This is a genomic window from Streptomyces sp. NPDC047453, assembly GCF_040643155.1.
In the GTDB taxonomy this organism is placed as follows: Bacteria; Actinomycetota; Actinomycetes; order Streptomycetales; family Streptomycetaceae; genus Streptomyces.
Map to the genome: position 1 here is coordinate 1 of NZ_JBEYTS010000042.1, position 25,271 is coordinate 25,271.

General features: G+C 71.8%; 21 protein-coding genes. 13 read left to right on the forward strand and 8 right to left on the reverse strand.

Going from position 1 to position 25,271, the window contains the following annotated elements:
* Positions 1 to 330 precede the first annotated feature (330 nt).
* On the reverse strand, positions 331 to 1,401 hold the full coding sequence (locus tag ABZ818_RS28720) for a LacI family DNA-binding transcriptional regulator (protein WP_361420637.1): 1,071 nt from the start codon (positions 1,399 to 1,401) through the stop codon (positions 331 to 333).
* A gap of 225 nt (positions 1,402 to 1,626) precedes the next feature.
* On the opposite strand from ABZ818_RS28720, the gene ABZ818_RS28725 reads away from it, so the two are divergent.
* Positions 1,627 to 2,580: an ROK family protein gene (locus tag ABZ818_RS28725; protein ID WP_361420640.1), complete on the forward strand. Its 954-nt coding sequence runs from the start codon at positions 1,627 to 1,629 to the stop codon at positions 2,578 to 2,580.
* Between the two features lie 160 nt (positions 2,581 to 2,740).
* Here ABZ818_RS28725 and ABZ818_RS28730 read toward each other — a convergent pair whose 3' ends face one another.
* Positions 2,741 to 4,786, reverse strand: coding sequence for an NPCBM/NEW2 domain-containing protein (locus ABZ818_RS28730; protein WP_361420643.1), 2,046 nt, complete (start codon positions 4,784 to 4,786; stop codon positions 2,741 to 2,743).
* A gap of 210 nt (positions 4,787 to 4,996) precedes the next feature.
* Here ABZ818_RS28730 and ABZ818_RS28735 point away from each other — a divergent pair, with 210 nt between their 5' ends.
* The 4 genes from ABZ818_RS28735 (at position 4,997) to ABZ818_RS28750 (ending at position 9,866) form a co-directional block, all read left to right on the forward strand.
* Complete coding sequence (locus ABZ818_RS28735; protein WP_361420646.1) at positions 4,997 to 6,322, forward strand: ABC transporter substrate-binding protein; 1,326 nt, start codon at positions 4,997 to 4,999, stop codon at positions 6,320 to 6,322.
* Positions 6,323 to 6,341: 19 nt separating this feature from the next.
* On the forward strand, positions 6,342 to 7,256 hold the full coding sequence (locus ABZ818_RS28740; protein WP_361420649.1) for a sugar ABC transporter permease: 915 nt from the start codon (positions 6,342 to 6,344) through the stop codon (positions 7,254 to 7,256).
* Entirely contained in the window at positions 7,253 to 8,176 is a 924-nt protein-coding gene (locus ABZ818_RS28745) for a carbohydrate ABC transporter permease (protein ID WP_361420652.1), read from the forward strand. The genes ABZ818_RS28740 and ABZ818_RS28745 overlap by 4 nt, the downstream gene beginning before the upstream one ends.
* Positions 8,177 to 8,825: 649 nt before the next feature.
* Positions 8,826 to 9,866 (forward strand): NUDIX domain-containing protein, encoded by a 1,041-nt coding sequence (locus ABZ818_RS28750; RefSeq protein WP_361420655.1) that lies wholly within the window; start codon positions 8,826 to 8,828, stop codon positions 9,864 to 9,866.
* Positions 9,867 to 10,058: 192 nt separating this feature from the next.
* Here ABZ818_RS28750 and ABZ818_RS28755 read toward each other — a convergent pair whose 3' ends face one another.
* Complete coding sequence (locus ABZ818_RS28755) at positions 10,059 to 11,414, reverse strand: dipeptidase (protein WP_361420658.1); 1,356 nt, start codon at positions 11,412 to 11,414, stop codon at positions 10,059 to 10,061.
* A gap of 216 nt (positions 11,415 to 11,630) precedes the next feature.
* Here ABZ818_RS28755 and ABZ818_RS28760 point away from each other — a divergent pair, with 216 nt between their 5' ends.
* Positions 11,631 to 12,875 carry a geranylgeranyl reductase family protein gene (locus tag ABZ818_RS28760; protein WP_361420661.1) on the forward strand — a complete coding sequence of 415 codons (1,245 nt, stop codon included), beginning with the start codon at positions 11,631 to 11,633 and terminating at the stop codon, positions 12,873 to 12,875.
* Here ABZ818_RS28760 and ABZ818_RS28765 read toward each other — a convergent pair.
* Entirely contained in the window at positions 12,865 to 13,281 is a 417-nt protein-coding gene (locus tag ABZ818_RS28765) for a nitroreductase family deazaflavin-dependent oxidoreductase (protein ID WP_361420780.1), read from the reverse strand. The genes ABZ818_RS28760 and ABZ818_RS28765 overlap by 11 nt on opposite strands.
* 187 nt (positions 13,282 to 13,468) lie before the next feature.
* On the opposite strand from ABZ818_RS28765, the gene ABZ818_RS28770 reads away from it, so the two are divergent.
* From ABZ818_RS28770 to ABZ818_RS28780, 3 genes are all read left to right on the forward strand, one after another.
* Positions 13,469 to 14,158: a TetR/AcrR family transcriptional regulator gene (locus ABZ818_RS28770; protein ID WP_361420664.1), complete on the forward strand. Its 690-nt coding sequence runs from the start codon at positions 13,469 to 13,471 to the stop codon at positions 14,156 to 14,158.
* A 193-nt stretch (positions 14,159 to 14,351) separates the two neighbouring features.
* On the forward strand, positions 14,352 to 15,584 hold the full coding sequence (locus ABZ818_RS28775) for a sensor histidine kinase (RefSeq protein ID WP_361420667.1): 1,233 nt from the start codon (positions 14,352 to 14,354) through the stop codon (positions 15,582 to 15,584).
* The gene (locus tag ABZ818_RS28780) at positions 15,581 to 16,246 is read left to right on the forward strand and encodes a response regulator transcription factor (RefSeq protein WP_141363819.1); all 666 of its coding nucleotides are present in this window, start codon (positions 15,581 to 15,583) and stop codon (positions 16,244 to 16,246) included. Before ABZ818_RS28775 ends, ABZ818_RS28780 begins: the two co-directional genes overlap by 4 nt.
* On the opposite strand, the gene ABZ818_RS28785 is transcribed toward ABZ818_RS28780, so the two are convergent.
* On the reverse strand, positions 16,207 to 16,491 hold the full coding sequence (locus ABZ818_RS28785) for a DUF6332 family protein (protein ID WP_361420670.1): 285 nt from the start codon (positions 16,489 to 16,491) through the stop codon (positions 16,207 to 16,209). The two genes, ABZ818_RS28780 and ABZ818_RS28785, sit on opposite strands and share 40 nt — an antisense overlap.
* A gap of 52 nt (positions 16,492 to 16,543) precedes the next feature.
* On the reverse strand, positions 16,544 to 17,281 hold the full coding sequence (locus ABZ818_RS28790) for a maleylpyruvate isomerase family mycothiol-dependent enzyme (RefSeq protein WP_361420673.1): 738 nt from the start codon (positions 17,279 to 17,281) through the stop codon (positions 16,544 to 16,546).
* Positions 17,282 to 17,418: 137 nt separating this feature from the next.
* Between ABZ818_RS28790 and ABZ818_RS28795 the strand changes: the two genes are divergently transcribed.
* The gene (locus tag ABZ818_RS28795) at positions 17,419 to 19,929 is read left to right on the forward strand and encodes an ATP-dependent Clp protease ATP-binding subunit (protein WP_361420783.1); all 2,511 of its coding nucleotides are present in this window, start codon (positions 17,419 to 17,421) and stop codon (positions 19,927 to 19,929) included.
* Positions 19,930 to 19,967: 38 nt separating this feature from the next.
* On the opposite strand, the gene ABZ818_RS28800 is transcribed toward ABZ818_RS28795, so the two are convergent.
* Together ABZ818_RS28800 and ABZ818_RS28805 are read right to left on the reverse strand one after the other, a co-directional pair.
* Positions 19,968 to 21,254 carry a cytochrome P450 gene (locus ABZ818_RS28800; protein ID WP_361420676.1) on the reverse strand — a complete coding sequence of 429 codons (1,287 nt, stop codon included), beginning with the start codon at positions 21,252 to 21,254 and terminating at the stop codon, positions 19,968 to 19,970.
* A 92-nt stretch (positions 21,255 to 21,346) separates the two neighbouring features.
* Entirely contained in the window at positions 21,347 to 22,702 is a 1,356-nt protein-coding gene (locus tag ABZ818_RS28805; protein WP_361420679.1) for a glutamine synthetase family protein, read from the reverse strand.
* Positions 22,703 to 23,045: 343 nt separating this feature from the next.
* Between ABZ818_RS28805 and ABZ818_RS28810 the strand changes: the two genes are divergently transcribed.
* Genes ABZ818_RS28810 through ABZ818_RS28820 form a run of 3 tightly spaced genes read left to right on the forward strand, consistent with a single transcriptional unit; the run spans position 23,046 to position 25,265 of the window.
* Positions 23,046 to 23,234 carry a ferredoxin gene (locus ABZ818_RS28810; protein WP_361420682.1) on the forward strand — a complete coding sequence of 63 codons (189 nt, stop codon included), beginning with the start codon at positions 23,046 to 23,048 and terminating at the stop codon, positions 23,232 to 23,234.
* A gap of 3 nt (positions 23,235 to 23,237) precedes the next feature.
* Positions 23,238 to 24,446 (forward strand): FAD/NAD(P)-binding oxidoreductase, encoded by a 1,209-nt coding sequence (locus ABZ818_RS28815; protein ID WP_361420684.1) that lies wholly within the window; start codon positions 23,238 to 23,240, stop codon positions 24,444 to 24,446.
* A gap of 12 nt (positions 24,447 to 24,458) precedes the next feature.
* Positions 24,459 to 25,265, forward strand: coding sequence for an acetoacetate decarboxylase family protein (locus ABZ818_RS28820; protein WP_361420687.1), 807 nt, complete (start codon positions 24,459 to 24,461; stop codon positions 25,263 to 25,265).
* Positions 25,266 to 25,271 lie beyond the last annotated feature (6 nt).

A 25,271-nucleotide genomic window follows, 5' to 3' on the forward strand; every position in this document is an offset into this window, starting at 1 on the left:
GCCCTCGGAGACCGCGGAGAGGACCCGGCCGACCTCGGAGACCGGTCGTACGAGATCGTCGACCAGCGCGTAGGAGTGGTCGATCGCGGTCGCCCCTGACCCCAGCTCCGATCATCCGCGTGCTTCACCTGGCGCGGGTGTCCAGCCGCGTGCCCCACCCGCCCCGCGCGATGGCAGCGGGTCCGGCCGTGCCGTGCGCAGAGTCGCTGGGGTGCCGGGAGAAGCGGGTGCCAGGACTCGTCCGGTCGGGGCGGGGGGCGGGACTCGGTCAGGGGATGCGGGCGAGGCGGTGTGGTGCGGTTCGCCGGTCGCGGGGTGGGCGGCGGCCGTTCAGTCCGACGGTGGCAGTTCGCCCGAGCCGCGGGTGACCAGGCGGGTCGGGAGTTCGATGCGTTCCGGGGCTAGGAGGGTGCCGTCCAGCTGGCGGAAGAGACGTTCGGCGGCGGTCCGGCCGAGGGCCGCCGCGTCCTGGGCGACGACGGTGACGCCCGGCTGGAGCAGATCGGCCAGTTCGAAGTCGTCGAAGCCGACGAGAGCGACCCGGCGCGTCTGCTCGGCCAGCACGCGGATCACGGTGACGGTCACCCGGTTGTTGCCCGTGAAGACCGCGGTGACCGGATCGGGCCCGGACAGCATCGTCTCGGCGGCCCGGCGCACCCGCTCCGGGTCCGTGACGCCCAGCGACATCCAGGAGTCCTCGACCGGTATGCCCGCGTCCTCCATCGCCGCCCGGTAGCCGCGCAGGCGCTCGGCGGCCGTGTGGATGCGGGGCATGTCGCCGATGAAGCCGATCCGGCGGTGGCCGTGGGCGATCAGGTGGGCGACGCCGTCGCGGGCGCCGCCGAAGTTGTCCGACAGTACGACGTCGGCCTCGATGCTCCCGGCCGGACGGTCCACGAACACGGTCGCGACGCCCGCCTTGATCTCCGGCTCCAGATAACGGTGGTCGTCACCGGCCGGGATCACGACCAGCCCGTCCACCCGCCGTGCGCACAGTGCCAGCGCCAGTTCCTGCTCGCGCTCCGGGTCCTCCGCGCTGGAGCCGTTGATGAGCAGGGCGCCGTGGGCGCGGGCGACCTCCTCCACCGCGCGGCTCAGCGGCCCGTAGAACGGGTCGGCGAGGTCTTCCAGGACCAGTCCCACGCTCGCGGTGCGGCCCTTGCGCAGCACCCGCGCGCTGTCGTTGCGGCGGAAGCCCAGGGCGGCGATGGCGTCCTGGACGCGCCGCTCCGTGTCCGGCGTGACCCCGGGCTCCCCGTTGACCACGCGGGAGACGGTCTTCAAACCGACGCCCGCGCGTGCCGCCACGTCCTTCATGGTCGGACGGCTGCCGTAGCGGTTCCCGGAGGCGCGGTGCGGGCGGTCTGCGGGGCGGTCTGCTCGACGGGCGGTCTCGGGCACGGTGCGGCGTCCTGTCCTGTCGTCCACGGGGACGAGTCGCGTCCACGGGGATGCGTCGGTCCATGGGTTCGTATGAGGATGTGGCGTCGAGCATAGAGCCTGGACAACGTTGTCATATGCGCGAGAGACTGTCCACCGCATGCTCCGGACCGCGCCCCCACGCAGCTGTACCGGACTGCGCCCACCTCTTGGTTTTCTCATGGTTGACGGGGAGATCTGACTCTGATGCACACCGACCTCGTGGCTGCGCTGGACATCGGCGGCACCAAGATCGCCGGAGCGCTGGTGGACGGCCGCGGCGGCATCCTGGTGCGCGCGCAGCGCCCGACGCCCGCGCAGGAGGACGGGGACACCGTGATGCGGGCCGTGGAGGAGGTGCTCTGCGAGTTGGGCACGTCGCCGCTGTGGGGGCGTGCCAGGGCCCTGGGCATCGGCAGCGCGGGCCCGGTGGACGCCTCCGCGGGCACGGTCAGCCCGGTCAACGTGCCCGGCTGGCGCGGCTACCCGCTGGTCGAGCGGGCCCGCGTCGCGGCCGGCGGCCTGCCCGTGGAGCTGATCGGCGACGGTGTGGCGATCACGGCGGCCGAGCACTGGCAGGGTGCCGCCCGCGGACACGACAACGCGCTGTGCATGGTCGTCTCCACCGGCGTCGGCGGCGGCCTGGTCCTCGACGGGCGGCTGCACCCCGGCCCGACCGGCAACTCCGGACACATCGGCCACATCAGCGTCGACCTCGACGGCGACCCGTGCCCATGCGGTTCGCGGGGTTGCGTGGAGCGCATCGCGAGCGGCCCGAACATCGCCCGCCGGGCCCTGGACCGCGGCTGGCGCCCGGGCCCCGACGGCGACACCTCGGCCGCCGCGGTGGCCGCTGCCGCCCGCGCCGGGGACCCGGTCGCCGTGGCCTCTTTCGCCCGCGCCGCCCGCGCCCTGGCCGCGGGCATCGCCGCCACCGCGACCCTGGTCGAGATCGACATCGCGGTGATCGGCGGGGGAGTGGCCAAGGCGGGCGACGTGCTCCTCGCCCCGCTGCGCCGGGCCCTGGCCGACTACGCCACCCTCTCCTTCGTGCGGCGTCTGACGGTCGCCCCGGCCCAGATGGGCACGGACGCCGGACTGGTGGGAGCGGCGGCGGCAGCACTCGCGGCGCGAACGGGCGTGACGGCCGCCGGGGTCTGAAACGGCGGCCGCGGTCCATGTGGGCCGTGCACGCCGGAAGCCGGAGGGGGACTGGTGGTGGCGCAGCAGAGTACGGCCGGGGTTGGAAACGTCGTGACCCGGCGCGTGCGAGAAGGCGTTCCCCGGTGCGGGTTCGTCGGGGAACGCCTCCTTGGGCGGCTCAGCACATCAGGCGGGCGTCCGCCCAGTCCGCGTGGTCGGAGTCGATGCCGTCGCCGCCGTCCGTGACGACGAGGCGGACCACCTGCGCGCCGGTCACGTCGGCCGACAGCGGCTGGGCGCCCATCGCGTTGGTGAGGACCCCGGTGGCGGCGGCCTTCCTGCCGTCCGCCCAGATCTCGAACGCGACCGTGCCCTTGCCGTTCTTCTCGTCGTCGACGCCGACGTCGGCGGTGACCGTCCGGCAGGTCCCGCCGGTGTAGAACTCGACGGCGCTCTCCGCGTGGACGCCGAGTCCCTTGGCGTACACCACCTTGCCGAGGGTGATCGGGTGGCCGTCGCGGGCGGCGCTCTCGCCGTTGCTGGTGTCGCGCTCCACCGGGCCCCAGCCGTTGGTGGCCGAGAGCCAGGGAAGGTCACTGAGGTACGACGTCCCGGCGGGCGGCCGCACCACCACGCCGGCGGCGAAGGCCAGGGCGCTGTCGGCGCGGGCGCCGCCGGGGGAGCGGTGACTCGCCCGGAGCGTCAGGTCGTACGACCCCGTCGGTGTGCCGGCCGGTGCGGTGACCGTCCAGCGGGTGCGCAGCGCCTTGCCCGTCGGTACCGAGTCGGCGCGGGTCGCGGACTCGGGCCGTACCGTCCAGCCCTCGGGGCCGGTCAGGGTCACGGAGACCTGCGTGGCCGGCGTACGGCCCAGGTCGGTGACGGTCGTGGTCAGCGTCGTCGGCTTGCCCGCCTCCAGCAACGGGGTCTCGTCCAGACCGAGTTCGACGGCGGGCGGGTTCGCGGCCCAGCGACGGTCGGGGAAGACCCGGACCAGGACGGTGCCGTGGGCCGGAACGGTCGCCGAGATCGTGCCCGCGGTGTTGTAGGAGCGGTGCCGCCACAGATCGCGCAGGGTGTAGGCGTCGGCGTCGGGCAGGCCCACGGCCCGCGCGGTGGTGGCGATGCGCTGCGGGCTGCCGGTCTCGTTGAACAGGGCGACGGCGCGGCTGCCGTCCTTCATCTCCTTGGCCACGACCCAGCGGCCACCCCCGGAGGAGAGGACGGCGCCCTGCTTGCCCAGCGGGTCCTGGTCGACGGCGATGACCTCCTTGTTGGCCAGGATGTCGAAGGTCGCGTCGGAGGCCTTGCGCAGGTCCGAGCCGATGAGGAGGGGCGCGGCCATCACGGACCACATCGAGAAGTGGGTGCGGTACTCGGTGTCCGTCATGCCGCCGTTGCCGACCTCCAGCATGTCGGGGTCGTTCCAGTGGCCCGGGCCGGCGTACGGGGCGAGCGGCAGGTTCTGCTTCAGGATCGACAGCATCGAGCCCCAGCTGTCGCTGATGTCACCGGTCGTGCGCCACAGGTGCCCGAGGTCGGAGGCCCATTCCCAGGGCTTGTTCTGGCCCCATTCGCAGAGGCTGTAGACGATGGGCCGGCCGGTCGCCTTCAGCGCGTCCCGCATGGTGGTGTACCGCAGTTTGGCGTCCACGCCCTGGTTGTTGCAGTTGTCGTACTTGAGGTAGTCCACACCCCAGTCGGCGAACTGCTGGGCGTCGCTGTACTCGTGGCCGAGCGCGCCGGGGAATCCGGCGCTGTTGCACGTCTTGGTGCCGGCGCTGGTGTAGATGCCCAGTTTCAGTCCCTTGGAGTGCACGTAGTCAGCGACAGCCCCGATGCCGTTCGGGAACCGGACCGGGTCGGGCACGAGCTTGCCGTTCGCGTCGCGGGCGGGCAGGGCCCAGCAGTCGTCGAGGTTGACGTACTGGTACCCGGCGTCCTTCAGGCCCTTGGCGACGAAGAGGTCGGCGATGCCCTTGACCATGGACTCGTTGAACTCGGCCCGGCAGTGCGTGGAGTTCCAGTTGTTGAAGCCCATCGGAGGGGTGAGGGCGAGACCGTCCGCCCGCGTGGGCGTGACGGAGTCCCGAGCGGGGGCCGCGGCGGTGGGCGCGGCAGGCGCGGCGACGGCTGGGACGGCGAGTCCCGCGGTGCACAGCAGTCCTGCGGCCAGAGCCCCGACCACTGTGCGGCGGGCGGTGCGCGTGTGCGGGTGACGCATAAGAACGCTCCTCCGAACTCGCGAAAGATGGGATGACATCATGTCCGCGTCATCGGTGCGCGGTTATGGTAGGAGCTGTCGGACTCTGTTGGAAGAGAAGCGGTAACGGTTGTTCGATATCCCGTCAGGCCTCTTGACTCCAAGGCCGGTTGGCGGTGAGATCCAACCCTCTCGTTCGGTTGTGTTGGGTGACACCCCGAGGAGGGGGACATGGCGCAGTCATCGTTCAACCGGCTCGTCCCGCCGACAGATGAAGCAGGACATCCGATCTCCCGGCGCAGTGTTCTGCAGGGTGCGGCCGCCGGAGCGGGCATGGTCACGCTTCCCGCCCTGCTGTCCGCCTGCGGCTCCGGCCCCGGCGGAGGCAAGAACGAGGTCAGCGTCGGGTCGAACGCCTCGGACGCGGTGCCGAAGAAGGCGTACGCGGCGGCGTTCGACGCCTACCGGAAGCAGTCCGGCAAGAAGGTCAAGGTCAACACCAAGGACCACAACGACTTCCAGGAGAACATCAACCGGTATCTCCAGGGCCGGCCCGACGACGTCTTCATGTGGTTCGCGGGGTACCGCATGCAGTACTTCGCGGAGAAGGGGCTGTTGACCGACATCAGCGACGTGTGGTCGTCCTTCTCCGGGTTCTCCGACGCCCTCAAGGCGCAGTCGACGCATGACGGCCGGCAGTTCTTCGTGCCGTACTACTACTATCCGTGGGCCGTCTTCCACCGTAAGAGCCTGTTCCAGCAGAAGGGCTACCAACAGCCCAAGAACTGGGACGAGTTCATCGCGCTGGCCAAGCAGATGTCCAAGGACGGCACCCCGGTCGCCTTCAGCGACAAGGACGGCTGGCCCGCCATGGGCACCTTCGACTACATCAACCTGCGCCTGAACGGATACGACTTCCACAAGTCCCTGATGGCGGGCCAGGAGGCGTGGACCGACAACCGGGTGAAGAAGGTCTTCGACACCTGGCGCGAACTCATGCCGTACTACCAGAAGGGCGCCCTCGGCCGGACCTGGGAGGAGGCCGGGCAGAGCCTTCAGCAGCGCAAGACCGGCATGGCGGTCTTCGGCATGCCGCACCCCGGCAGCCAGTTCCCGGAGAACGAACGCGACGACATCGACTTCTTCGCGTTCCCCGAGATCGACCCGCAGTACGGCCAGGACGCCGTGGAGGCGCCCATCGACGGTTTCCTCGTAGCGAAGAAGTCCAAGAACGTCGCCGCCGCCAAGGACCTGCTCAAGTGGCTCGGCACACCGAAGGCCGAGGACATCTACCTCCAGTACGACCCGAACAACGTGGCCGTCAACTCCGGCGCCGACACCTCCAAGTACAGCGCCCTGCAGAAGAAGTCCGCCGAACTCGTCTCCGGCGCCCGGCAGATCTCGCAGTTCCTGGACCGCGACACCCGCCCCGACTTCGCCTCCACCGTGATGATCCAGGCGATCCAGGACTTCATCGGCAACCCGAAGGACGTCGACGGGCTGTGCAACAGCGTCGAACGGCAGAAGAAGACCATCTTCTCGCAGCCCGTCGGCTGATCACTGGGGGACATCTTCCGTGGCGCTCACCTCCCCGCGGCGCGCCGGACGGCCACGGCTGCACCGGTTCACCCGCCGCGACCTCGCCGTCCTCGTCGTGCTGCTCGGCATACCGGTGCTGCTCGACGTCGCCATCGTCTGGGGTCCGACGCTGGCCTCCATCGGACTATCCTTCACCTCCTGGGACGGCATCGGGGACATCCACTGGGCCGGCGGCGAGAACTACCGGAACCTCGCGGAGAACTACCCGCCGTTCTGGCCCGCGGTCCGCCACAACGTCCTCTGGCTGCTCTTCCTCGGGCTGATCGCGACGCCGTTCGGGCTGTTCCTGGCCGTCCTCATCGACCGGGGGGTCCGCTTCAGCCGCTTCTACCAGTCCGTGCTCTACCTGCCGGTGGTGCTCTCGCTCGCCATCGTCGGCTTCATGGCCCAACTGCTGCTGGGCACCGACCAGGGCGCGGTCAACACCCTCCTCGGCAACCACACCGACCCGATCGACTGGCTCGGCGACTCCCGCCTCAACATCTGGATGATGATGATCGCGGCGAGCTGGCGGCACGTCGGCTACGTCATGATCCTCTACTTGGCCGGACTCAAGTCCGTCGACCCGGCGCTGAAGGAGGCGGCGGCGATCGACGGGGCGAACGAACGCCAGACGTTCTTCCGCGTGGTCCTGCCGACCCTGCGCCCGGTGAACGTCGTCGTCGGCGTCATCACGGTCATCGAGGCGCTGCGCGCCTTCGACATCGTCTACGCGGTCAACAAGGGCCGCAACGGCCTGGAGCTGCTGTCGGTGCTGATCACCGACAATGTCATCGGCGAGGCGAGCCGCATCGGCTTCGGCTCCGCCATCGCCGTGGTCCTGCTCACCGTGTCCCTGGGGTGCATCGTGACGTTCCTGGTCCAAGAGCTGCGAGGGGCCCGCGACCGATGACGGCAGACATCCGCACCACCGCGCCCGTACACCGCCCGGCGCCGGCGTCCGCACGGCCGGCGGGGCCCCGGCGGCGGGGCCGCTGGGGCGTGCAGATCTTCCTGGCGGCGGTGTCGCTGGCGTTCGTCGCGCCGCTGCTGCTCGCCGTCTACGCCTCCCTGCGCCCGTACCAGGACACGGCGCAGAACGGCTACTTCTCCTGGCCCAGCCATCTGTCCTTCGGGTACTACCGCCAGGCCTACACCGAGTCCGGCATGGGCAGGTACTTCGCCAACACGCTGATCATCGCGGTGCCCGCCGTGATCGTCACGCTGTTCCTGTCGGCGTTCGTGGCGTTCGTGGTCTCACGCCTGAGACTGCGCGGCGGCCTCGTCCTGCTGATGTTCTTCACGGCGGGCAACCTGCTTCCGCAGCAGGTGATCGTCACGCCCCTCTACGTCCTGTTCAACAGGATCCCGTTGCCGTGGTGGATGTCCGACTCACTGACGTTGTACGACTCCTACTGGGCCGTCATCGTCGTCAACATCGGCTTCCAGCTGGGCTTCTGCGTCTTCGTCCTGGCCAACTTCATGCGCACGCTGCCCCAGGAGATCCTGGAGGCGGCGATCGTCGACGGCGCCGGCGTGTGGACCCGGTTCTGGCGCATCACGCTGCCGCTGTGCCGACCGGCCCTCGCGGCCCTGGCCACCCTCGAGTTCACCTGGGTCTACAACGACTTCCTCTGGGCCCTGATCTTCATCTCCGACCCCGACAAGCTCCCGATCACCTCCTCCCTGAACAACCTGCGCGGACAGTTTTTTACCGACTACAACCTGCTCGCGGCCGGATCGGTCCTGGTGGCCCTTCCGACGATCCTGGTCTTCCTGCTCCTGCAACGCCACTTCATCGCGGGCCTGACGCTGGGGTCGACGAAGGGGTAAGTGCTCCCGTCGGGCACACGAGCGTGACCCGCGGGCGGGCGGCGCAGTTGAACCGACCATGAAGAAGCGCAGCATGCTCGCGCTCGCGTCCCTGGCCACCGGATTCGTCGTGGCGGCCATCACTCCGTCGCACGCCGTCGACCACGACGGGCTCGGTGATCGGAGTTTGAACCCTCCCCCAGCCGAAGCAGGGGGAATCCTGGCTCAAGCAGCTCATTCACTCAACGAGCGAACGAGTCTGACGCTCTCAACACCAGCCGGGACGGAACCTGCCCGGTTACCCATTCAAGACAAAGGAGTTGTGCGTGCTTGGCTCTCGCAACGCACTGCGCTCAGCCTACCCGATCATCTGGGCGGTCTTTTACCTTTTGGGTGAAACCCCGTTCCCTGCCCTGCTCCGCTGGAGTCCGATTCATCCACGGCTGAAGCCGGAGGCGTCCTCGGAGGTTTCCAGTGAAGGACATCGTGGGCACCGTCGGCCAGGTCGTCGGTCAGGAAGGCCTCACCACGGACGACGACACGCCCGGGCATCACCGCGGCTGACGCCCGTCGGTCCGGCGCCGTCCTGTGGGCAGCCCTCAACTGGGGCTGGTTTCCGTGGCAGGGTGGAGCGGGCAAGCCACAGGGGGCCGACAGCAGAGGGGGACCCGTGATCGTCTGGATCAACGGCGCTTTCGGTGCGGGGAAGACGACCACCGCACGGGAACTGATCGAACTGATCCCGAACAGTACGCTCTTCGACCCCGAGGTCATCGGCGGTGCGCTGACGTATCTGCTGCCGCCCAAACACCTCGCCGAGGTCGGCGACTACCAGGATCTGCCGATCTGGCGGCGCATGGTGATCGACACGGCGGCAGCGATGCTCGCCGAACTGGGCGGAACCCTCGTGGTGCCCATGACCCTGCTGCGCCAGGAGCACCGCGACGAGATCTTCGGCGGGCTCGCCGCCCGCCGCATCGCCGTGCGGCACATCCTCCTGGCCCCGGCCGAAACGATCCTGCGGGAGCGGATAGCCCAACGGGAGGTCCCGCCCGATCTGCCCGACGGCGAGATACGCGTCCGCCAGTGGTCCTACGACCACATCGAGCCCTACCGGGCTGCCTTGGCCTCCTGGCTCACCGCCGACGCCCACCCCGTCGACACCAGTGCCCTCACCTCGCACGAGACGGCCGTCCGCATCGGCGAGGCCGTCAGCAGCGGTGCCGTGCCCGTCTGCGACATCGTGCAGACCCCGGAGCCCACCGCCGAGACCGTCGCCTCCGGGGTGCTTCTGTTCGACGAGCGGGACCGCTTGCTGCTCGTCGACCCCACCTACAAGCCCGGCTGGGAGTTCCCCGGCGGTGTCGTCGAACCCGGCGAGGCCCCGGCCCGTGCGGGGATGCGCGAGGTCGCCGAGGAGACGGGGATACGGCTGGACGACGTGCCCCGGCTGCTCGTCGTCGACTGGGAGCCGCCCGCGCCCCCCGCCTTCGGCGGTCTGCGCTTCCTCTTCGACGGCGGCCGGCTGGACTCCGTGGCGGCCCAGCGCTTGCTGCTGCCCGGACCTGAACTGCGCGCCTGCCGCTTCGTCACCGAGCGGGAGGCCGCCGACCTGCTCCCACCCGTCCGCTACGCCCGCCTGCGCTGGGCACTGCGGGCCCGCGAGCGCGGCAGGGCGGCGTACCTGGAGGCCGGCATCCCGGTCGACTGACCGGCCGCCGGCCACAACGGGGCCCTGCCGGGCGCTCGGACAAGTCAGGCTTGTCTTCGGCGGGTCGGGGCTGTCCTCAGTGGGTCTGGCTTGTCTCCGGCAGGTCGGGCGCGTCTGCCGTCAGCCGTTCCGTACAGGGCCCCCGCTGCGAAGCGAGGGCCCTGGCCTGCCGGGGGCTGTGTGGGTGTTCGCTCAGTCGGTCGCGTAGTTGCGCAGGAACAGGGCCTCCGCCACCGACAGGCGCTCCAGCTCCTCGGGGGAGACGCTCTCGTTCAGGGCGTGGATCTGCGCCTCCGGCTCGCTCAGGCCGATCAGCAGGATCTCGGCCTGCGGGTAGAGCGCGGCGAGGGTGTTGCACAGCGGGATGGAGCCGCCCTGACCGGCGTACTGCATGTCCTGACCGGGGTAGGCGACCGCCATCGCGTCGGCCATCGCCCGGTAGGCCGGGCTGGTGGTGTCGGCGCGGAAGGCCTGGCCCTGACCGATCTGCTCGGTGCTCACCCGGGCGCCCCACGGCGTGTGGGCCTCCAGGTGCGCCTGGAGCAGCTTGGTCGCCTCGCCCGCGTCGACGCCCGGCGGCACCCGCAGGCTGACCAGGGCGCGGGCGCCGGCCTGCACGGACGGGGTGGCGCCGACGACCGGCGGGCAGTCGATGCCCAGCACGGTGACGGCCGGGCGGGCCCAGATACGGTCGGCGACCGTGCCGGAGCCGATCAGCTCCACGCCGTCCAGCACCTTGGCGTCCTTGCGGAACTGCTCCTCCTCGTAGGCCAGGCCGTCCCAGACGGAGTCGCCGGACAGGCCGTCGACGGTCGTCGAGCCGTCCTCGGCGCGCAGCGAGTCCAGCACACGGATCAGCGCGGCGAGCGCGTCCGGGGCGGCACCGCCGAACTGGCCGGAGTGCAGGTTGCCTCCGAGGGTGTCGACCTGGACGCGGACCAGGGTCATGCCGCGCAGGGTGCTGGTGACGGTGGGCAGACCGACGCGGAAGTTGCCGGTGTCGCCGATCACGATGGTGTCGGCCGTCAGGAGTTCGGGGTGCTCCTCGGCGTAGCGCTCCAGGCCGCCGGTGCCCTGCTCCTCGGAGCCTTCGGCTATCACCTTGACGTTGACCGGGACGCCACCGTCGGCCTTCAGGGCACGCAGCGCGAGCAGGTGCATGATGAGGCCGCCCTTGCAGTCGGCGGCGCCGCGCCCGTACCAGCGGCCGTCGCGCTCGGTCAGCTCGAAGGGCGGGCTGGTCCAGCCGGCCTCGTCCAGCGGCGGCTGCACGTCGTAGTGGGCGTAGAGCAGGACCGTCTTCGCGCCCTCAGGGCCGGGCAGGTAGCCGTAGACCGACTGGGTGCCGTCCGGGGTGTCGAGCAGCGCCACGTCCGTGAAGCCCTCGGCGCGCAGCGCGTCGGCGATCCAGTTCGCGGCGCCCTCGCTCTCGCTCTTCGGGTACTGGTCGAAGTCCGCCACCGACTGGAAGGCCACCAGCTCGGCGAGTTCCGCCCGCGCCCTGGGCATGAGGGAGGCGACGGTCTCGGCGACCGGATTCGACGACATGGGCACGCTCCTTGTAGGTGCGAAGGCGCACTCGTGAGTACCAGAGTGATACTTCCGAGCACTTCTGTATTCCGGATGATCGTGTCAGCGTAGGCGCGGCCCGGTGTACGGGGCACGTACGCTGCTGATCCTCCCACAGCGGCCCACCGCCGAGGCCGCCGTAGGATGCGGGAGACAGCAGCGGCAGGCGGCTTGGATCGGGAGCGGTAGACCATCGTGAGCAGCGAGAACTCTTCGGCGGACGACGTGCAGCAGGTGTGGGACGTCGTCGTGGTGGGCGCGGGACCCGCGGGGGCCTCGGCCGCCTACGCGGCGGCGGTCGCGGGGCGGCGCGTGCTGTTGCTGGAGAAGGCGGAGCTGCCCCGGTACAAGACGTGCGGCGGCGGGATCATCGGCCCCTCGCGCGACTCGCTGCCGCCCGGCTTCGAGCTCCCGCTGAAGGACCGCGTGCACGCGGTGACCTTCTCCCACAACGGCCGCTTCACCCGCACCCGCCGCTCCAAGCAGATGCTGTTCGGGCTGATCAACCGGCCCGAGTTCGACCAGCAGTTGGTCGAGCACGCGCAGAAGGCCGGCGCCGAGCTGCGGACCGGCGTCGCGGTCTCCCGGGTCGAGCAGCACGGTTCGGCGGTGCCGGACCGGCGTACGGTCGCCGTGGTGCTCCAGGGCGGTGAGACGGTGCTCGCGCGCGCGGTGGTCGGCGCCGACGGCAGCGCCGGCCGGATAGGAGCCCATGTCGGGGTGAAGGTGGACCAGGTGGACCTCGGCCTGGAGGCGGAGATCCCGGTGCCCGAGACCGTCGCCGAGGACTGGCGCGGGCGGGTGCTCATCGACTGGGGCCCGATGCCCGGCAGTTACGGCTGGGTCTTCCCCAAGGCGGACACGCTGACCGTCGGGGTGATCTCGGCGCGCGGCGAAGGCGCCGCCACCAAGCGGTACTTGGAGGACTTCATCGCCCGGCTGGGCCTGGCGGGGTTCGAACCGAGCATCTCCTCGGGGCATCTGACCCGCTGTCGGGCCGAGGACTCGCCGCTCTCGCGCGGGCGGGTGCTGGTGTGCGGGGACGCGGCCGGACTCCTCGAACCGTGGACGCGCGAGGGCATCTCCTTCGCGCTCAGGTCCGGTCGGCTCGCGGGGGAGTGGGCGGTGCGCGTCGCCGAGGCGCACGACGCGGTGGACACCCGGCGCCAGGCCCTGAACTACGCGTTCGCGATCAAGGCGGGACTGGGCGTGGAGATGGCGGTCGGCAAGCGGATGCTCTCGGTGTTCGAGCGCCGGCCGGGGATCTTCCACGCCGTCCTGACCGGCTTCCGGCCCGCCTGGAAGGCGTTCAAGGACATCACGCGGGGCTCGACCTCGCTCGGCGAGATCGTCCGCACCCACCCCATGGCCCACCGCGCCCTGACCGCGCTGGACCGGCGGCCGGCCCCGCCCGCCGCCGAGGACCCGGTCAGTTCCTGACCGTGATGCGGAAGACCGGGTGATCGGGGGCGGACGAGGCGATCTCCTCGTCGGAGGACTTCGCCGTCACGCCCTTGAAGTACCCGTCGACCTGCCAGCCCCACCTCTCCAGGTAGGTGCGCAGGATCGGGAGCTTCTCGGCGTCGGGCAGCTCCACCGCGGTGAACTCGCGGACCTTCCGCCCGACGCGCAGTTCCCCGCCGCCCGCCGCGCGCATGTTGCGCACCCACTGGGAGTGGCCGCGCGCCGAGACGAGGTACTGCCCGCCCTCGTACGTGTGCGGGTTGACCGGGATGCGCTGCGGCTCGCCGCTCTTGCGACCGCGGACCGACAGCTCGGCCGAGCCGGCGAGGCTCAGCCCGTGGCGGGCCAGCCAGCCGATGACGCCGTTGAGACGGACGGCCATCGGGCTGCCCTTGAGGTAGTACGGCGACGAGGACGAAGACGACGAAGAAGACGACACGATGACCCCCACGGGTTCGGGAGAGCAGTGCTCTCGCATGATGAACAGTGTGGGGTGGATCGGTGATCCAAGGCAAGAGCACTGCTCTTTTTTGTGTGCGGTGCTCTGAACTCATGGAACACTGGTCCGTATGAGCACCGCACAGGGAGCCCGCGCCCGGGCCAGGACGGAGATCGCCGCGGCGATCAAGGACGAGGCCCGCAGACAGCTCGCGGCCGAGGGCGCCGCGAAACTCTCGCTGCGCGCCGTGGCCCGCGAACTCGGCATGGTGTCCTCCGCGCTGTACCGGTACTTCCCGAGCCGTGACGACCTGCTGACCGCGCTCATCATCGATGCCTACGACTCCGTGGGCGAGGCCGCGGAGGCCGCGAACGCGGAGGCGTCCGGCGCCGAGCCCCTGGCGCGCTGGACCGCCGTGTGCGAGGCGGTGCGCGGCTGGGCGCTCGCGCATCCACACGAGTACGCCCTCATCTACGGCTCCCCCGTGCCCGGCTACATCGCCCCGAGGACGACCGTCCCGGCCGCGTCCCGCGTCGGACTGGTCCTCATCGGCATCCTGCGCGACGCCCACGAGCGACACGGGCTGGCCGGGCCGCCGCTCCCCGCCGAACTGCGGGGCGAGGCCGAGCGGATGACCGCGGACCTCGCGCCCGGCCTGCCGCCCGAGGTGGGGGCCGCGCTCGTCGCCGCGTGGGCGCAGCTCTTCGGGCTGGTCGGGTTCGAGTTGTTCGGGCAGTTCAACCGGGTGGTGGAGGACCGCGAGCCGTTCTTCCGGCACGCGGTGGTCCGGCTCGCGCAGGGGATCGGCCTGGGGACCTGACCGCCCCCGTGACCGGCCGCGCATCCACGAGGGCGCGCACTCCCCGGCTCCTGTGCAAGGGCGCGTGCTCCCGGGCACCCGCGAGGGCGCGTGCTCCCGGGCACCCGCGAACGCGCGTACTCCCCGGGAAGTACGCGTGATCACCTCGCCCGGCTGACGCCCCCGGCGGCGTCGGCCGTCTAGCGTGGCGGTCATGACGGAGCAGCGCGTACGCCGGGGCGGCCCGCCGCAGTGGTGGCGGCACGGCCCCCCGTGGTGGCACCGCGCCGACGAAGAGGGGGCGCCCCGCCGCCACTGGCCCTGGTTCTCCACCGCGCTGTTCACCGCCTTCGCGCTCATCGGCACGCACTTCGCGGCCCGCAACCAGCACGGCCACCGGGTGCCCCTGGACGGCTACGGGCTCGCGCTGCTGCTCGTGACCTCGGGGCTGCTGCTGTGGCGCAAGCGGTATCCGGCGTTCGTGGTGTTCGGCACGGCGGCGACCACCCTCGTCTACTACGCCGCCGGATACCCGTACGGACCCGTCTTCCTGGCCGTCGCCGTCAGCTGCTTCAGCGCCGTCGTCGCCGGGCACCGCAGGGCCGCGTGGGCGTCGGTGGGCATGCTGTGGGCCGGGCACGCGCTGATCGCGCTCTGGCTGTACCGCTGGTTGCCGCCTCCCGGGGACACCGCCTCCTCCTGGGGGCAGGAACTGGCCATCGCCACCTGGGTGGTGGCCGTCGTCGCGGTCTCGGAGCTGGCCCGTGTGCGCCGCGAGCAGTGGGTCAAGGAACGCGCCGAGCGTGCCCAGGCCGCCCGGCGGCGGGCCGACGAGGAGCGGCTGCGGATCGCCCGTGAACTGCACGACGTCCTCGCGCACAGCATCTCCGTCATCAACGTCCAGGCGGGCGTCGGCCTCGCCCTGCTCGACACCGACCCGGAGCAGGCGCGCACGGCGCTGACCACCATCAAGGCCGCCAGCAAGGAGGCGCTGGGGGAGGTGCGGCAGGTGCTCGACACCCTGCGCACCCCCGGCGACGCCCCGCGCACCCCGGCGCCCGGCCTCGGCCGGCTGTCCGAGCTGGTGGAGCAGGCTGCGACCGCCGGCCTCACCGTCGAGGTCCAAGGGGCACCGCCCCGGCTGCCGCCCGGCACGGACCTCGCCGCCTTCCGCATCGTCCAGGAGGCGCTCACCAACGTCGTACGCCACTCGGGCTCGCGGCACGCGCGCGTCCGCCTCGACCACGACCGCCGCGCGCTGCGGCTGCGCATCGACGACGACGGGCCCGCGACCGGCGCGGACGCCGGCGGCAGCGGCAACGGCCTGGCCGGGATGCGTGAGCGCGCCGCCGCCCTGGGTGGCACCATCGACGCGGGAGCGCGTCCCGACGGCGGCTGGCGGGTGCTCGCCGTACTGCCCCTGACGACCGAGGAGGAGAGCCGGTGATCCGGGTACTGCTGGCCGACGACCAGTCCCTGGTACGGGCCGGCTTCAAGGCGCTGCTCGACGCCCAGCCGGACATCGAGGTCGCCGGGGAGGCCGCGGACGGGGAGGAGGCCCTGCGCAAGGTGCGCGACCTGAGTCCCGACGTGGTGCTCATGGACATCCGCATGCCGCTGCTCGACGGACTGGCCGCGACCCGCCGCATCACCGGCGAGCCGCGGCTGAAGGACGTCAAGGTGGTCATGCTCACCACCTTCGAACTCGACGAGTACGTCTTCGAGGCGATCCGCTCGGGCGCCTCCGGCTTCCTGGTCAAGGACACCGAACCCGACGAACTCCTGCGCGCGGTACGGGCGGTGGTCGGCGGCGACGCCCTGCTGTCGCCCGGAGTGACGCGCCGCCTGATCGCCGAGTTCGCCGCCCGGTCCAAGGAACCGGCGGCCGCCGACGCCCTCGCGCAGCTCACCGAACGCGAACGCGAGGTGATGGCCCTGGTCGGCATCGGCCTGTCCAACGAGGAGATCGCCCGCCGCCTGGTCGTCAGCCCCCTCACCGCCAAGACCCACGTCAGCCGCACCATGGTGAAGCTCGGCGCCCGCGACCGCGCCCAACTGGTCGTCCTCGCCTACGAATCGGGCCTGGTACGACCGGGATGGCTGGGCTGAGACGCCTGCCGGAAACGCACCAGCACGCCGACGACCCGGACGGTGAAGACGACCGGCGCGAGCACCAGGCCGGCCCACAGGAGCACCGTGGAGACGACCCGCGGCAGATCGAACAGCAGCACCGGGCCGGCCACGGCCCCGAACACCACCACCGCCGCGAACGCGGCGCTGCACAGCGCGTACATGATCTCGACGGTCATCGCGTCCCGCTCGGCCTGACTCCGCCGTCCCCCGTGAGCCCTCATGCCGGGAGTCAAACAGCCGCGTCCCCGGCGGGCAAGGGCGGCGCGGCGAGGCTCAGACGATCCCCGACGTCTCCCGCCACAGCGTGGCGAGGGAGCGGTCTCCCGTCACGTTCGGCACGGAGGCGCGGTTCCACAGGGCGAGGTACAACTGGTCGGCGGGGCCGGAGAGTTCGGTGTCGCAGGCGGTGGAAGCGGTCCGGGTGGTGACCGGTGGCTCGTCGGACAGGCGCACGGTCCACACCGCGTCCGCGTCCGTGGCGCGCACCCGCAGGACCCGCGGTCCGCGGCTGCGGACCCGGCTGCGGGAGCGGGCGTGGAAGCCGCGCAGCAGCTCGTCGATACCGTCCACGGCGAAGGCCGTGCCGAGGGTGTCCGGGGTGCCGCCGCGCGCGGCCTCGGCGTCGTGGCGGTGGACCGCCGTCTCGTGTGCCTGCCGCCGGGTCCAGAACGCCAGCGGGGACGGGCACGGAGCAGGGTGGAACGTCCAGCAGTCCACGTCGGCGGGCGTCGCGGCCAGCGTCTCGACGAGCAGGCGGTGACCGGCCCGGTACCAGGCGACCAGCGCGGCGCCGTCCAGATCCGGCGGATCGCCCATCGGGCGCGGTGACGTGCGGGCGTCGGCGACGATGCCGGCGGCCCACCGGTGCACCACGCCCGTGTGCCGCAGCAGGTCCCGTACCCGCCACCCCGGGCAGGCCGGCACCGCGGCGTCGGGCCCCGCCTGCTCGGCGGCGGCCGCCAGCAGACGGCCCTGGCGGTCCAGTGCGTGAAGGTGCGCGGCGGTCTCCATGCCGTGAGTCTGCCGGACGCGGCCCGGCTCCGGGGAGAGCCGCCTCCGGCACCGGACCGGCGTAGGCCGCGTTGCGGTACTCCATTCGGCGGGTTGGGCTGGAAGGTGACTCATTGCCCACGTTCCGGACGGCGATCATGACGATGTCCCCCTTCGGCGCCTCCTTCGGCGGCCCGGACCCGTTCTCCGAGATCCTCAACCGCTTCTTCGGCATGACGCCGGGCGCGGCGCCCCCGCAGGTGCAGCGCGTGCCGATCGGACGGCTGCTGACCGACTCCGCGCGCGAGCTGATCAACCAGGCCACCGGGCGGGCGGCCGAGGACGGCAGCTCCGACCTGGACACCGAGCACCTGCTCTGGGCGTGCACCCAGGTGGAGCCGGCCCGCGGCCTGCTCGCCCAGGCCGGAGCCGACCCGGACCGCCTCGGCGCGGCCCTCGCCGAGGCGCTGCCCAGCGAGAGCGGCACCCCCTCCGCGCAGCCCGGCCTGACCCCGGCCGCCAAGCGGGTGCTGCTGCGTGCCTACGAGCACTCCCGCGCGGCCGGAGTGTCGTACATCGGCCCCGAGCACATCCTCGGCGCGCTGCTGGACACCCCGGGCGCCGCGGCGGCGCGCGCCCTGAGCGCCCACGGCATCGAGACGGACCAGCTGCGCCGCAGCGCCGACACGGCGTCCCGCCCCGACACCGCGCCCGGCGGGGCCGAGCCCCCGAGCGACACCCCGACCCTGGACCAGTACGGGCGCGACCTGACCGAGGAGGCCAGGGCCGCGAAGCTGGACCCGGTGGTGGGGCGGGCCGCCGAGATCGAGCAGACCGTCGAGGTCCTCTCCCGCCGCACGAAGAACAACCCCGTCCTGATCGGCGAGCCGGGCGTCGGCAAGACCGCCATCGTCGAGGGGCTGGCCCAGCGGATCGTCAACGGGGACGTGCCGAAGACCCTGGAGAACAAGCGGGTGGTCGCCCTGGACCTCACCGGACTGGTGGCGGGCGCCCAGTACCGGGGCCAGTTCGAGGAGCGGCTGAAGAACGTCATCGACGAGGTCAAGGCGGCCTCCGAGTCGACGATCCTGTTCCTGGACGAACTGCACACCGTCGTCGGCGCCGGAGCCACCGGCGAGGGCGCCATGGACGCGGGCAACATCCTCAAGCCGGCCCTCGCCCGCGGTGAGCTGCACGTCGTCGGAGCCACCACCCTCGACGAGTACCGGCGGTACGTGGAGAAGGACGCCGCCCTGGAACGCCGCTTCCAGCCCGTCATGGTGCCCGAGCCGAGCGTCGAGGAGACCGTGCAGATCCTGGAGGGTCTGCGCGACTCCTACGAGGCCCACCACCAGATCCGCTACAGCGACGACGCCCTCGTCGCCGCGGCGGAGCTGTCGGACCGCTACGTCACCGACCGGTTCCTGCCCGACAAGGCCATCGACCTGCTCGACCAGGCCGGCGCGCGGGTGCGCCTGCGGTCCCTGGGCCGGTCCACCGAGGTCGTCGAGCGCGAGGACCGGCTGGCCAAGCTGCGCCGTGAGAAGGACCAGGCCGTCGCCGCCGAGGACTTCGAACGGGCCTCCGGGCTCAAGGACCGGATCGCCGAGGTGGAGACGGAGCTGGAGGGTCTGGCCGAGCGCCGCGAGGGCGTGCTGGAGGTGACCGTCGACGACATCGCCGACGTGCTGTCCCGGCGCACCGGCATTCCCGTCTCCCAGCTGACCGAGAGCGAGAAGGAGCGGCTGCTGAAGCTGGAGGAGGCGCTGCACTCCCGGGTCGTCGGCCAGGACGAGGCCGTCACCGCGATCGCGCAGGCGGTGCGCCGCAGCCGTGCCGGCATGGGCGACCCGAACCGGCCCGTGGGCTCGTTCCTGTTCCTCGGCCCCACCGGGGTCGGCAAGACCGAACTGGCCAAGGCGCTCGCCGACCTGCTGTTCGGGGACGAGAACCGGATGGTCCGCTTCGACATGAGCGAGTTCCAGGAGAGGCACACCGTCTCCCGGCTCGTCGGGGCCCCGCCCGGCTACGTCGGCCACGAGGAGGCGGGCCAGCTCACCGAGAAGGTGCGCCGCCAGCCTTACAGCGTGCTGCTCTTCGACGAGGTGGAGAAGGCCCACCCGGACGTCTTCAACACCCTGCTCCAGGTCCTCGACGACGGCCGCCTCACCGACGCCCAGGGCCGTACCGTCGACTTCCGCAACACCGTGGTCATCATGACCTCCAACATCGGCGCCCAGCGGATCCTCGCCCACCACGGGAACGTCGCCGCCATCAAGGACCAGCTGATGCAGGACCTGCGCGGAAGGTTCCTGCCCGAGTTCCTCAACCGCATCGACGACATCATCATCTTCCACGGCCTGAGCAAGGAGGACCTCGACCGGATCCTGGACCTGCTGCTGGACCACAGCCGCCGGCGGGTGCGCGCCCAGGGCCTGGAACTGGAGGTCACCGACGCCGCGAAGCGGCTGCTGGTCGCCCACGGCCACCAGCCCGAGTTCGGCGCCCGTCCGCTGCGCCGCACCATCCAGGCCGAACTCGACAACCGCATCGCCTCCCTGCTGCTGAGCGACTCGGCCGACCCCGGTGACACGATCGTGGCGGACGTCGAGAAGGACGCCTTGGTCTGCCGGGTCGAACACCCGGAGGTCCCCGGCCGGATGACCTGATGAGGCGGGCTGCCGTGGGGCGGGACCGCCTGCGCCCGTCAGGCGAGGGTCACCTCCACCGGCAGCCTCTTGATGCCGTTGACGAAGTTGGAGCGGACCCGGGGCACGTCGCCGGCCAGACGGATGCCGGCCAGGCGCGGGACGAGCTCCTCGAACATGATCCGGATCTCGGTGCGGGCCAGGAGGTTGCCCAGGCACAGGTGCGGGCTGCCCTTGCCGAAGGTGACGTGGTCGTTGTTCCGCCGGGTGACGTCGAAGTCGTACGGGTTGCCGAAGACCTCCTCGTCACGGTTGCCGGAGGCGAACCACATGACCACCTTGTCGCCCTCCTTGATCCGCTTGCCGCCGAGTTCGGCGTCGCGGGTGGCGGTGCGGCGGAAGTGGTACACGGGTGAGGCCCAGCGCAGGAACTCCTCGACCGCGGTGGGGATCAGCGAGGGGTCCTCCTGGAGGCGGGCCAGCTGCTCGGGGTGCTGGAGCAGGGCCAGCGTGGAGTGGCTGATGGTGTGGCGGGTCGTCTCGTTGCCCGCCACCACCAGCAGCAGGAAGTAGTTGTCGAAGTCCTGCGCCGAGAGCGGGACGCCGTCCCGCGGGGTGCTGTTGACCAGCCGGGAGACCAGGTCGGTGCCGTGGCCGCCGCGTCGCTGCCGGGCCAGCTCCCGGCCGTAGGCGAAGACCTCCAGGGAGGCGGGGGAGCGGAAGGGCAGGTCGCGGTACTTCTCGCTCTCCTCGGAGTGCAGGAGCACGTCGGCGTAGTCCGGGTCGGTGTTGCCGATGATGCGGTTGCCCCAGTCGATGAGCTGCTGGTTGTCCTCCGGGGGCACGTCGAGCAGCCGGGCCAGCACGTTGATGGGGAAGTCGGCGGAGACCTCCTTGACGAAGTCGAAGGTGCCTTTGGCCAGCGCCGCGTCCAGGGTGGTCGCGGTCAGGCCGCGCAGGAAGTCGCCGTAGCTGTTGATCACGTTCGCGCCGAACTGGCGCTGGATCAGGCTGCGCAGCGCGCGGTGGCGGACCCCGTCGAGTTCGAGGATGGAGGCGCGCTTCTTGATCTGGTCGTCGTCGACCTCCTCGAGGTTGACGAACCGGGTGGAGGTGAAGGTGTCGGCGTCGCGGTCGACGCGGGCGATGTCCGCGTGCCGGGTCACGCTCCAGAAACCGGAGTTGGGCGCCTCCTCGGGCTGCCAGTGCACCGGGTCCTCGTGGCGCAGGGTGTGGAACATGCGCCAGGGCGTGACGCCGTCGGTGAAGTTGTCCGGGTCGGCGAGGTTCACGTCGGCCAGCGGCAGCGGCTCGCGGACGGCGGCGGACAGGGGCGGGGTGGTCATGGGCGGTTTCTCCTCGGCGTCACGGGGCTCGGTGCCGGCGGGATGCGGCGTCAGGGGGCGGGGGCGCGGTGCCACGGGCGGGGCGGGTTCGGTCAGAGGTGGTAGGCGTACTCGGTGAACTCCCAGTCGGTGACGTGCCGTCCGAAGCGTTCGACCTCGTCGCGCTTGTAGGTGAGGTAGGAGGCGGTGAAGTCCTTGCCGAGGACGCCGGCCAGCGCGGTGTCCGCCTCCAGGGCGTCCAGCGCGGCGGACAGGGTGGCCGGGAGCATGGCGGACCGTTCGGTGTCGTAGCCGTATCCGTCCAGCGGGGCCGGCGGTTCCTCGCCGGCCAGGACGCCGAGCAGGGCGGCGGCCACGGTCCCGGCGATGAGCAGGTAGGGGTTGGCGCCGGCATCGCCGAGGCGCAGTTCGAGCCGGGAGCCGGCGCCCCGCTCGGGCGGGATGCGGACCATGGCGCTGCGGTTGTCCAGGCCCCAGTCGATCAGCCAGGGGGCGAGGGTGTCCGGGCCGAAGCGCTTGTACGAGTTGACCGTCGGATTGGCCAGCGCGGCGAGTGCGGGCGCGTGGGCGAGGATGCCGGCGACGGCGTGCCGGGCGGTCGCGGACAGGCCGTACGGCGACGCCGGGTCGTCGAAGACGTTGCCGCCGTCGTTGTCCTCGCAGGACAGGTGCAGATGGAAGCCGGAGCCTCCCGCGTCGTTGAACGGCTTGGCCATGAAGGTGGCCAGGCGTCCCTCCTTGCGGGCGAGCTCCTTGACCGCCGACTTGAAGCGGAAGGCCCGGTCGGCGGCAGACAGCGCCTCCGAGTGGGTCAGGTTGATCTCGAACTGGCCCCCGTCGAACTCGTGGTTCCCGCTGCTCACGCCGAGGTCGGCGGCGCGCAGCAGGCGCAGGGTGCGCAGCAGGTGGTTGTCGTCGTCGGCGCGCAGGCCCGCGGTGTAGACGACGCCCCGGGCGTCGCTGTAGCGGCGCCAGCCGCGCGGGGAGCCGGGCGCGGGCTCGCACAGGAAGTACTCCAGTTCGGGGCCGATCACCGGGTGCAGTCCGTGCTCGCGGCAGCGGTCGAGGACGGCGCGGAGCAGGTTGCGGGGTGACTCGGGGGCGGGCAGCCCGGTGGCCGGGTCGGTGACCTCGCCCAGGCAGCTCGCCACGCCGGGTTCCCAGGGCAGGGACACGAGGGTGTCGAGATCCGGTCGTACGCAGATGTCGGGCAGCCCCGCGTCCAGGCCGCCGGCGACCGGGACGACGTCGCCCTGCGGGCTGGTGTGGTAGACGGCGCGGCAGAAGGCCAGTCCGTGGTCGCAGGCCGAGGGCAGGTGCTCCAGCAGGACGTCCCGGGCGCGGTCGGTGCCGATGAGGTCGGGATAGGTCACCCGGACCACGTCGACGCCCTCGGCGGCGAGCCGGTCCTGGTGCCGGCGGACGGATGGGGAGTCGGATGCGCTCACCGGAGTCTCCTCTGGGGAATGTGGGGCGCTTCCCAGGCCGGAGCGGGCGCTGGGAGAGGGGAAGACGGGCGGCGCCGCACTGCGGGGAGGAGCAGGGGCCGCTCAATGTTTGAGGCCAAACGGTATGGACCCCGTCACCTCGCCGCAAGAGGCTGGCCGCAAAAATTTATCCATCCGGATAGCTATTGACCAGGGTCCGGCCGCTTCCTATGTTGTTTGATGCCAAACGAGTTCGGGGTGCGGTGTCACCCACCCCGCCGGCCGGGGCCCGGCCGCATCCGGTCCGGGCCCCATTCCCTCCCAGCTCCCCCGCCCGACGCCCTCAGCACCAGGAGGACCGGCCATGAAGGTCGTCGTCGACATGAACAAGTGCCAGCACCACGGTCAGTGTGTCTTCGCCGCCCCCGACGTCTTCAGCTTCGACGACACCGGCCGTCTGGCCTACGTCGGCGACCCCGACGACGCGTTGCGCGACGAGGTCGAGGAGGCCGCCGACGTCTGCCCGCTCCAGGCCATCCGGATCGAGGACTGAGCCGTGAGCGCACCCGTCGTCGTGGCCGGCGCCTCCATGGCCGGCCTGCGCGCCGCCGAGCAGCTCCGGGCCGCCGGATACTCCGGCCCGATCACCCTGGTCGGCGAGGAACCCCACCTGCCCTACAACCGGCCGCCGCTGTCCAAGGAGGTCCTGGCCGGCAAGGCGGCCTTCGAGTCGCTGGCCTTCCGGCCCCGTGCTGCGGTCGCCGACGCCGAATGGCGCCTGGGCACCAGGGTCGTCGCCGCCGACCTCGACCGGCGCCTGGTCGAACTCGACGACGGCGAGACCCTGTCCTACGCGGGACTCGTCGTCGCCACCGGGATGCGGCCCCGCCGCCTGCGCTGCCCCGGACCCCTGCGCGGACGGCACACCGTCCGAACGATCGACGACGCCCGCGAACTGCGCGCGGCCCTGACCCGCCCGGGCGTCCGGGTGGTCGTGGTGGGCGCGGGCTTCATCGGCTGCGAGGTCGCCGCCACCGCCGTCGCCCTCGGCGCCGCCGAGGTGACCGTCGTGGACCCGCTGCCCCTGCCCATGGCCGCACCGCTCGGCGAACTGCTCGCCGGGGCCCTGCTGAAACGGCACGAGGAACGCGGAGTGCGCTTCGCGCTCGGCACCGGCGTGGCCGGCTTCGAGGGCGCGGACCAGGTCACCGGCGTGCTGCTCGGCGACGGGACCGTGCTCCCCGCGGACGTCGTGGTGGAGTCGGTCGGATCGGCCGCCAACACCGAATGGCTCGACGGCAACGGCCTCGACCTCACCGACGGGGTGCTCACCGACGAGCACCTGCGCGCCGGCTCACGCCCCGAGGTGGTGGCGGTCGGCGACGTCGCGCGCTTCCCCAACGCCCGCTACGACGGCGTACCACGCCGCGTCGAGCACTGGTCGATCCCCACCGACACCGCCAAGCACGCCGCCCGCGTGCTCGCCGCCCACCTCGGCGGCACCGACGCCGGCCTCGACCCGTTCGCGCCGCTGCCCACCTTCTGGAGCGACCAGCACGACTTCCGCCTCCAGTCCTTCGGCGCGCCCGGGCTCGGCCTCGGCGACGTACGGATCCTCGACGGCGACCCGGAGGGGGACGTGCTCGCCGGCTACCACCGGGACGGCCGCCTGGTCGGCGTCGTCGCCCTCGGCGGCCAGGCCTCGGCGGCCGCCGCCGCCCGCCACCGCGCGGAACTGCTCAAGCCGTCCGCCCTCACCGCGTAAGGAACGCCTGCCATGACCACCGTCCGCGGATTCTTCCACCCCAAGACGGCGACGGGCGCCTCGTCGCTGATCCCCTCCCCGCCGTGGCACTACTCCGGCGACCTGCTCACCGTCGAGTACCGCACCGACCCGGCACGCGTGCGCGAACTGCTGCCCGAGCCGCTGGAACTCGCCGACGAGGACCCCGGCGCCGTGGCACTGATCTGGGCCGACTGGCAGTCCTGCTCGGCTTCCGGTGAAGAACTGCTGGACCCGGTGCGCGCCCAGTACAAGGAGGCCTTCGCCGTCGTCCGCTGCACCTACCAGGGGCAGACGTACACGCGCTGCGTCCACATCTGGGTGGACAAGGACTTCGCCATCGCCCGCGGGCTGCACCAGGGCTACCCGAAGAAGCTCGGCTCGATCCACCAGACCCGCCCGCACCCCTACGGGCCGGCCCCGCGGATCGAGGCGGGCGCCCGCTTCGGCGCGACGCTCGCCGCCTCCGACCGCCGTATCGCCCAGGCCGTGGTCACCCTGCGGGAGCCGTCCGAGACCAACGGCTTCGTCAACGGCCACCCCATGGCCCACCACCGCTGGCTGCCCTCGATCGAGAACGGCAAGGGCCTCGCCCTGGACGAGCTCATCGAGTCCGGCGCCGCCTCCTTCGAGGGCGGGCAGCCGTGGGTCGGCGACGCCGATCTGGAGCTGTTCGAGGCACCCACCGAGGAACTGGCCCGGCTGGAGGTGCGCGAGCCCATCGCCGCGTACTACCGCCAGGTCGGCGTGGTGTGGGACGGCGGCCGCCTGCTGGAGTCCGGCACGTCCGGAGCCGAGTGACGCACC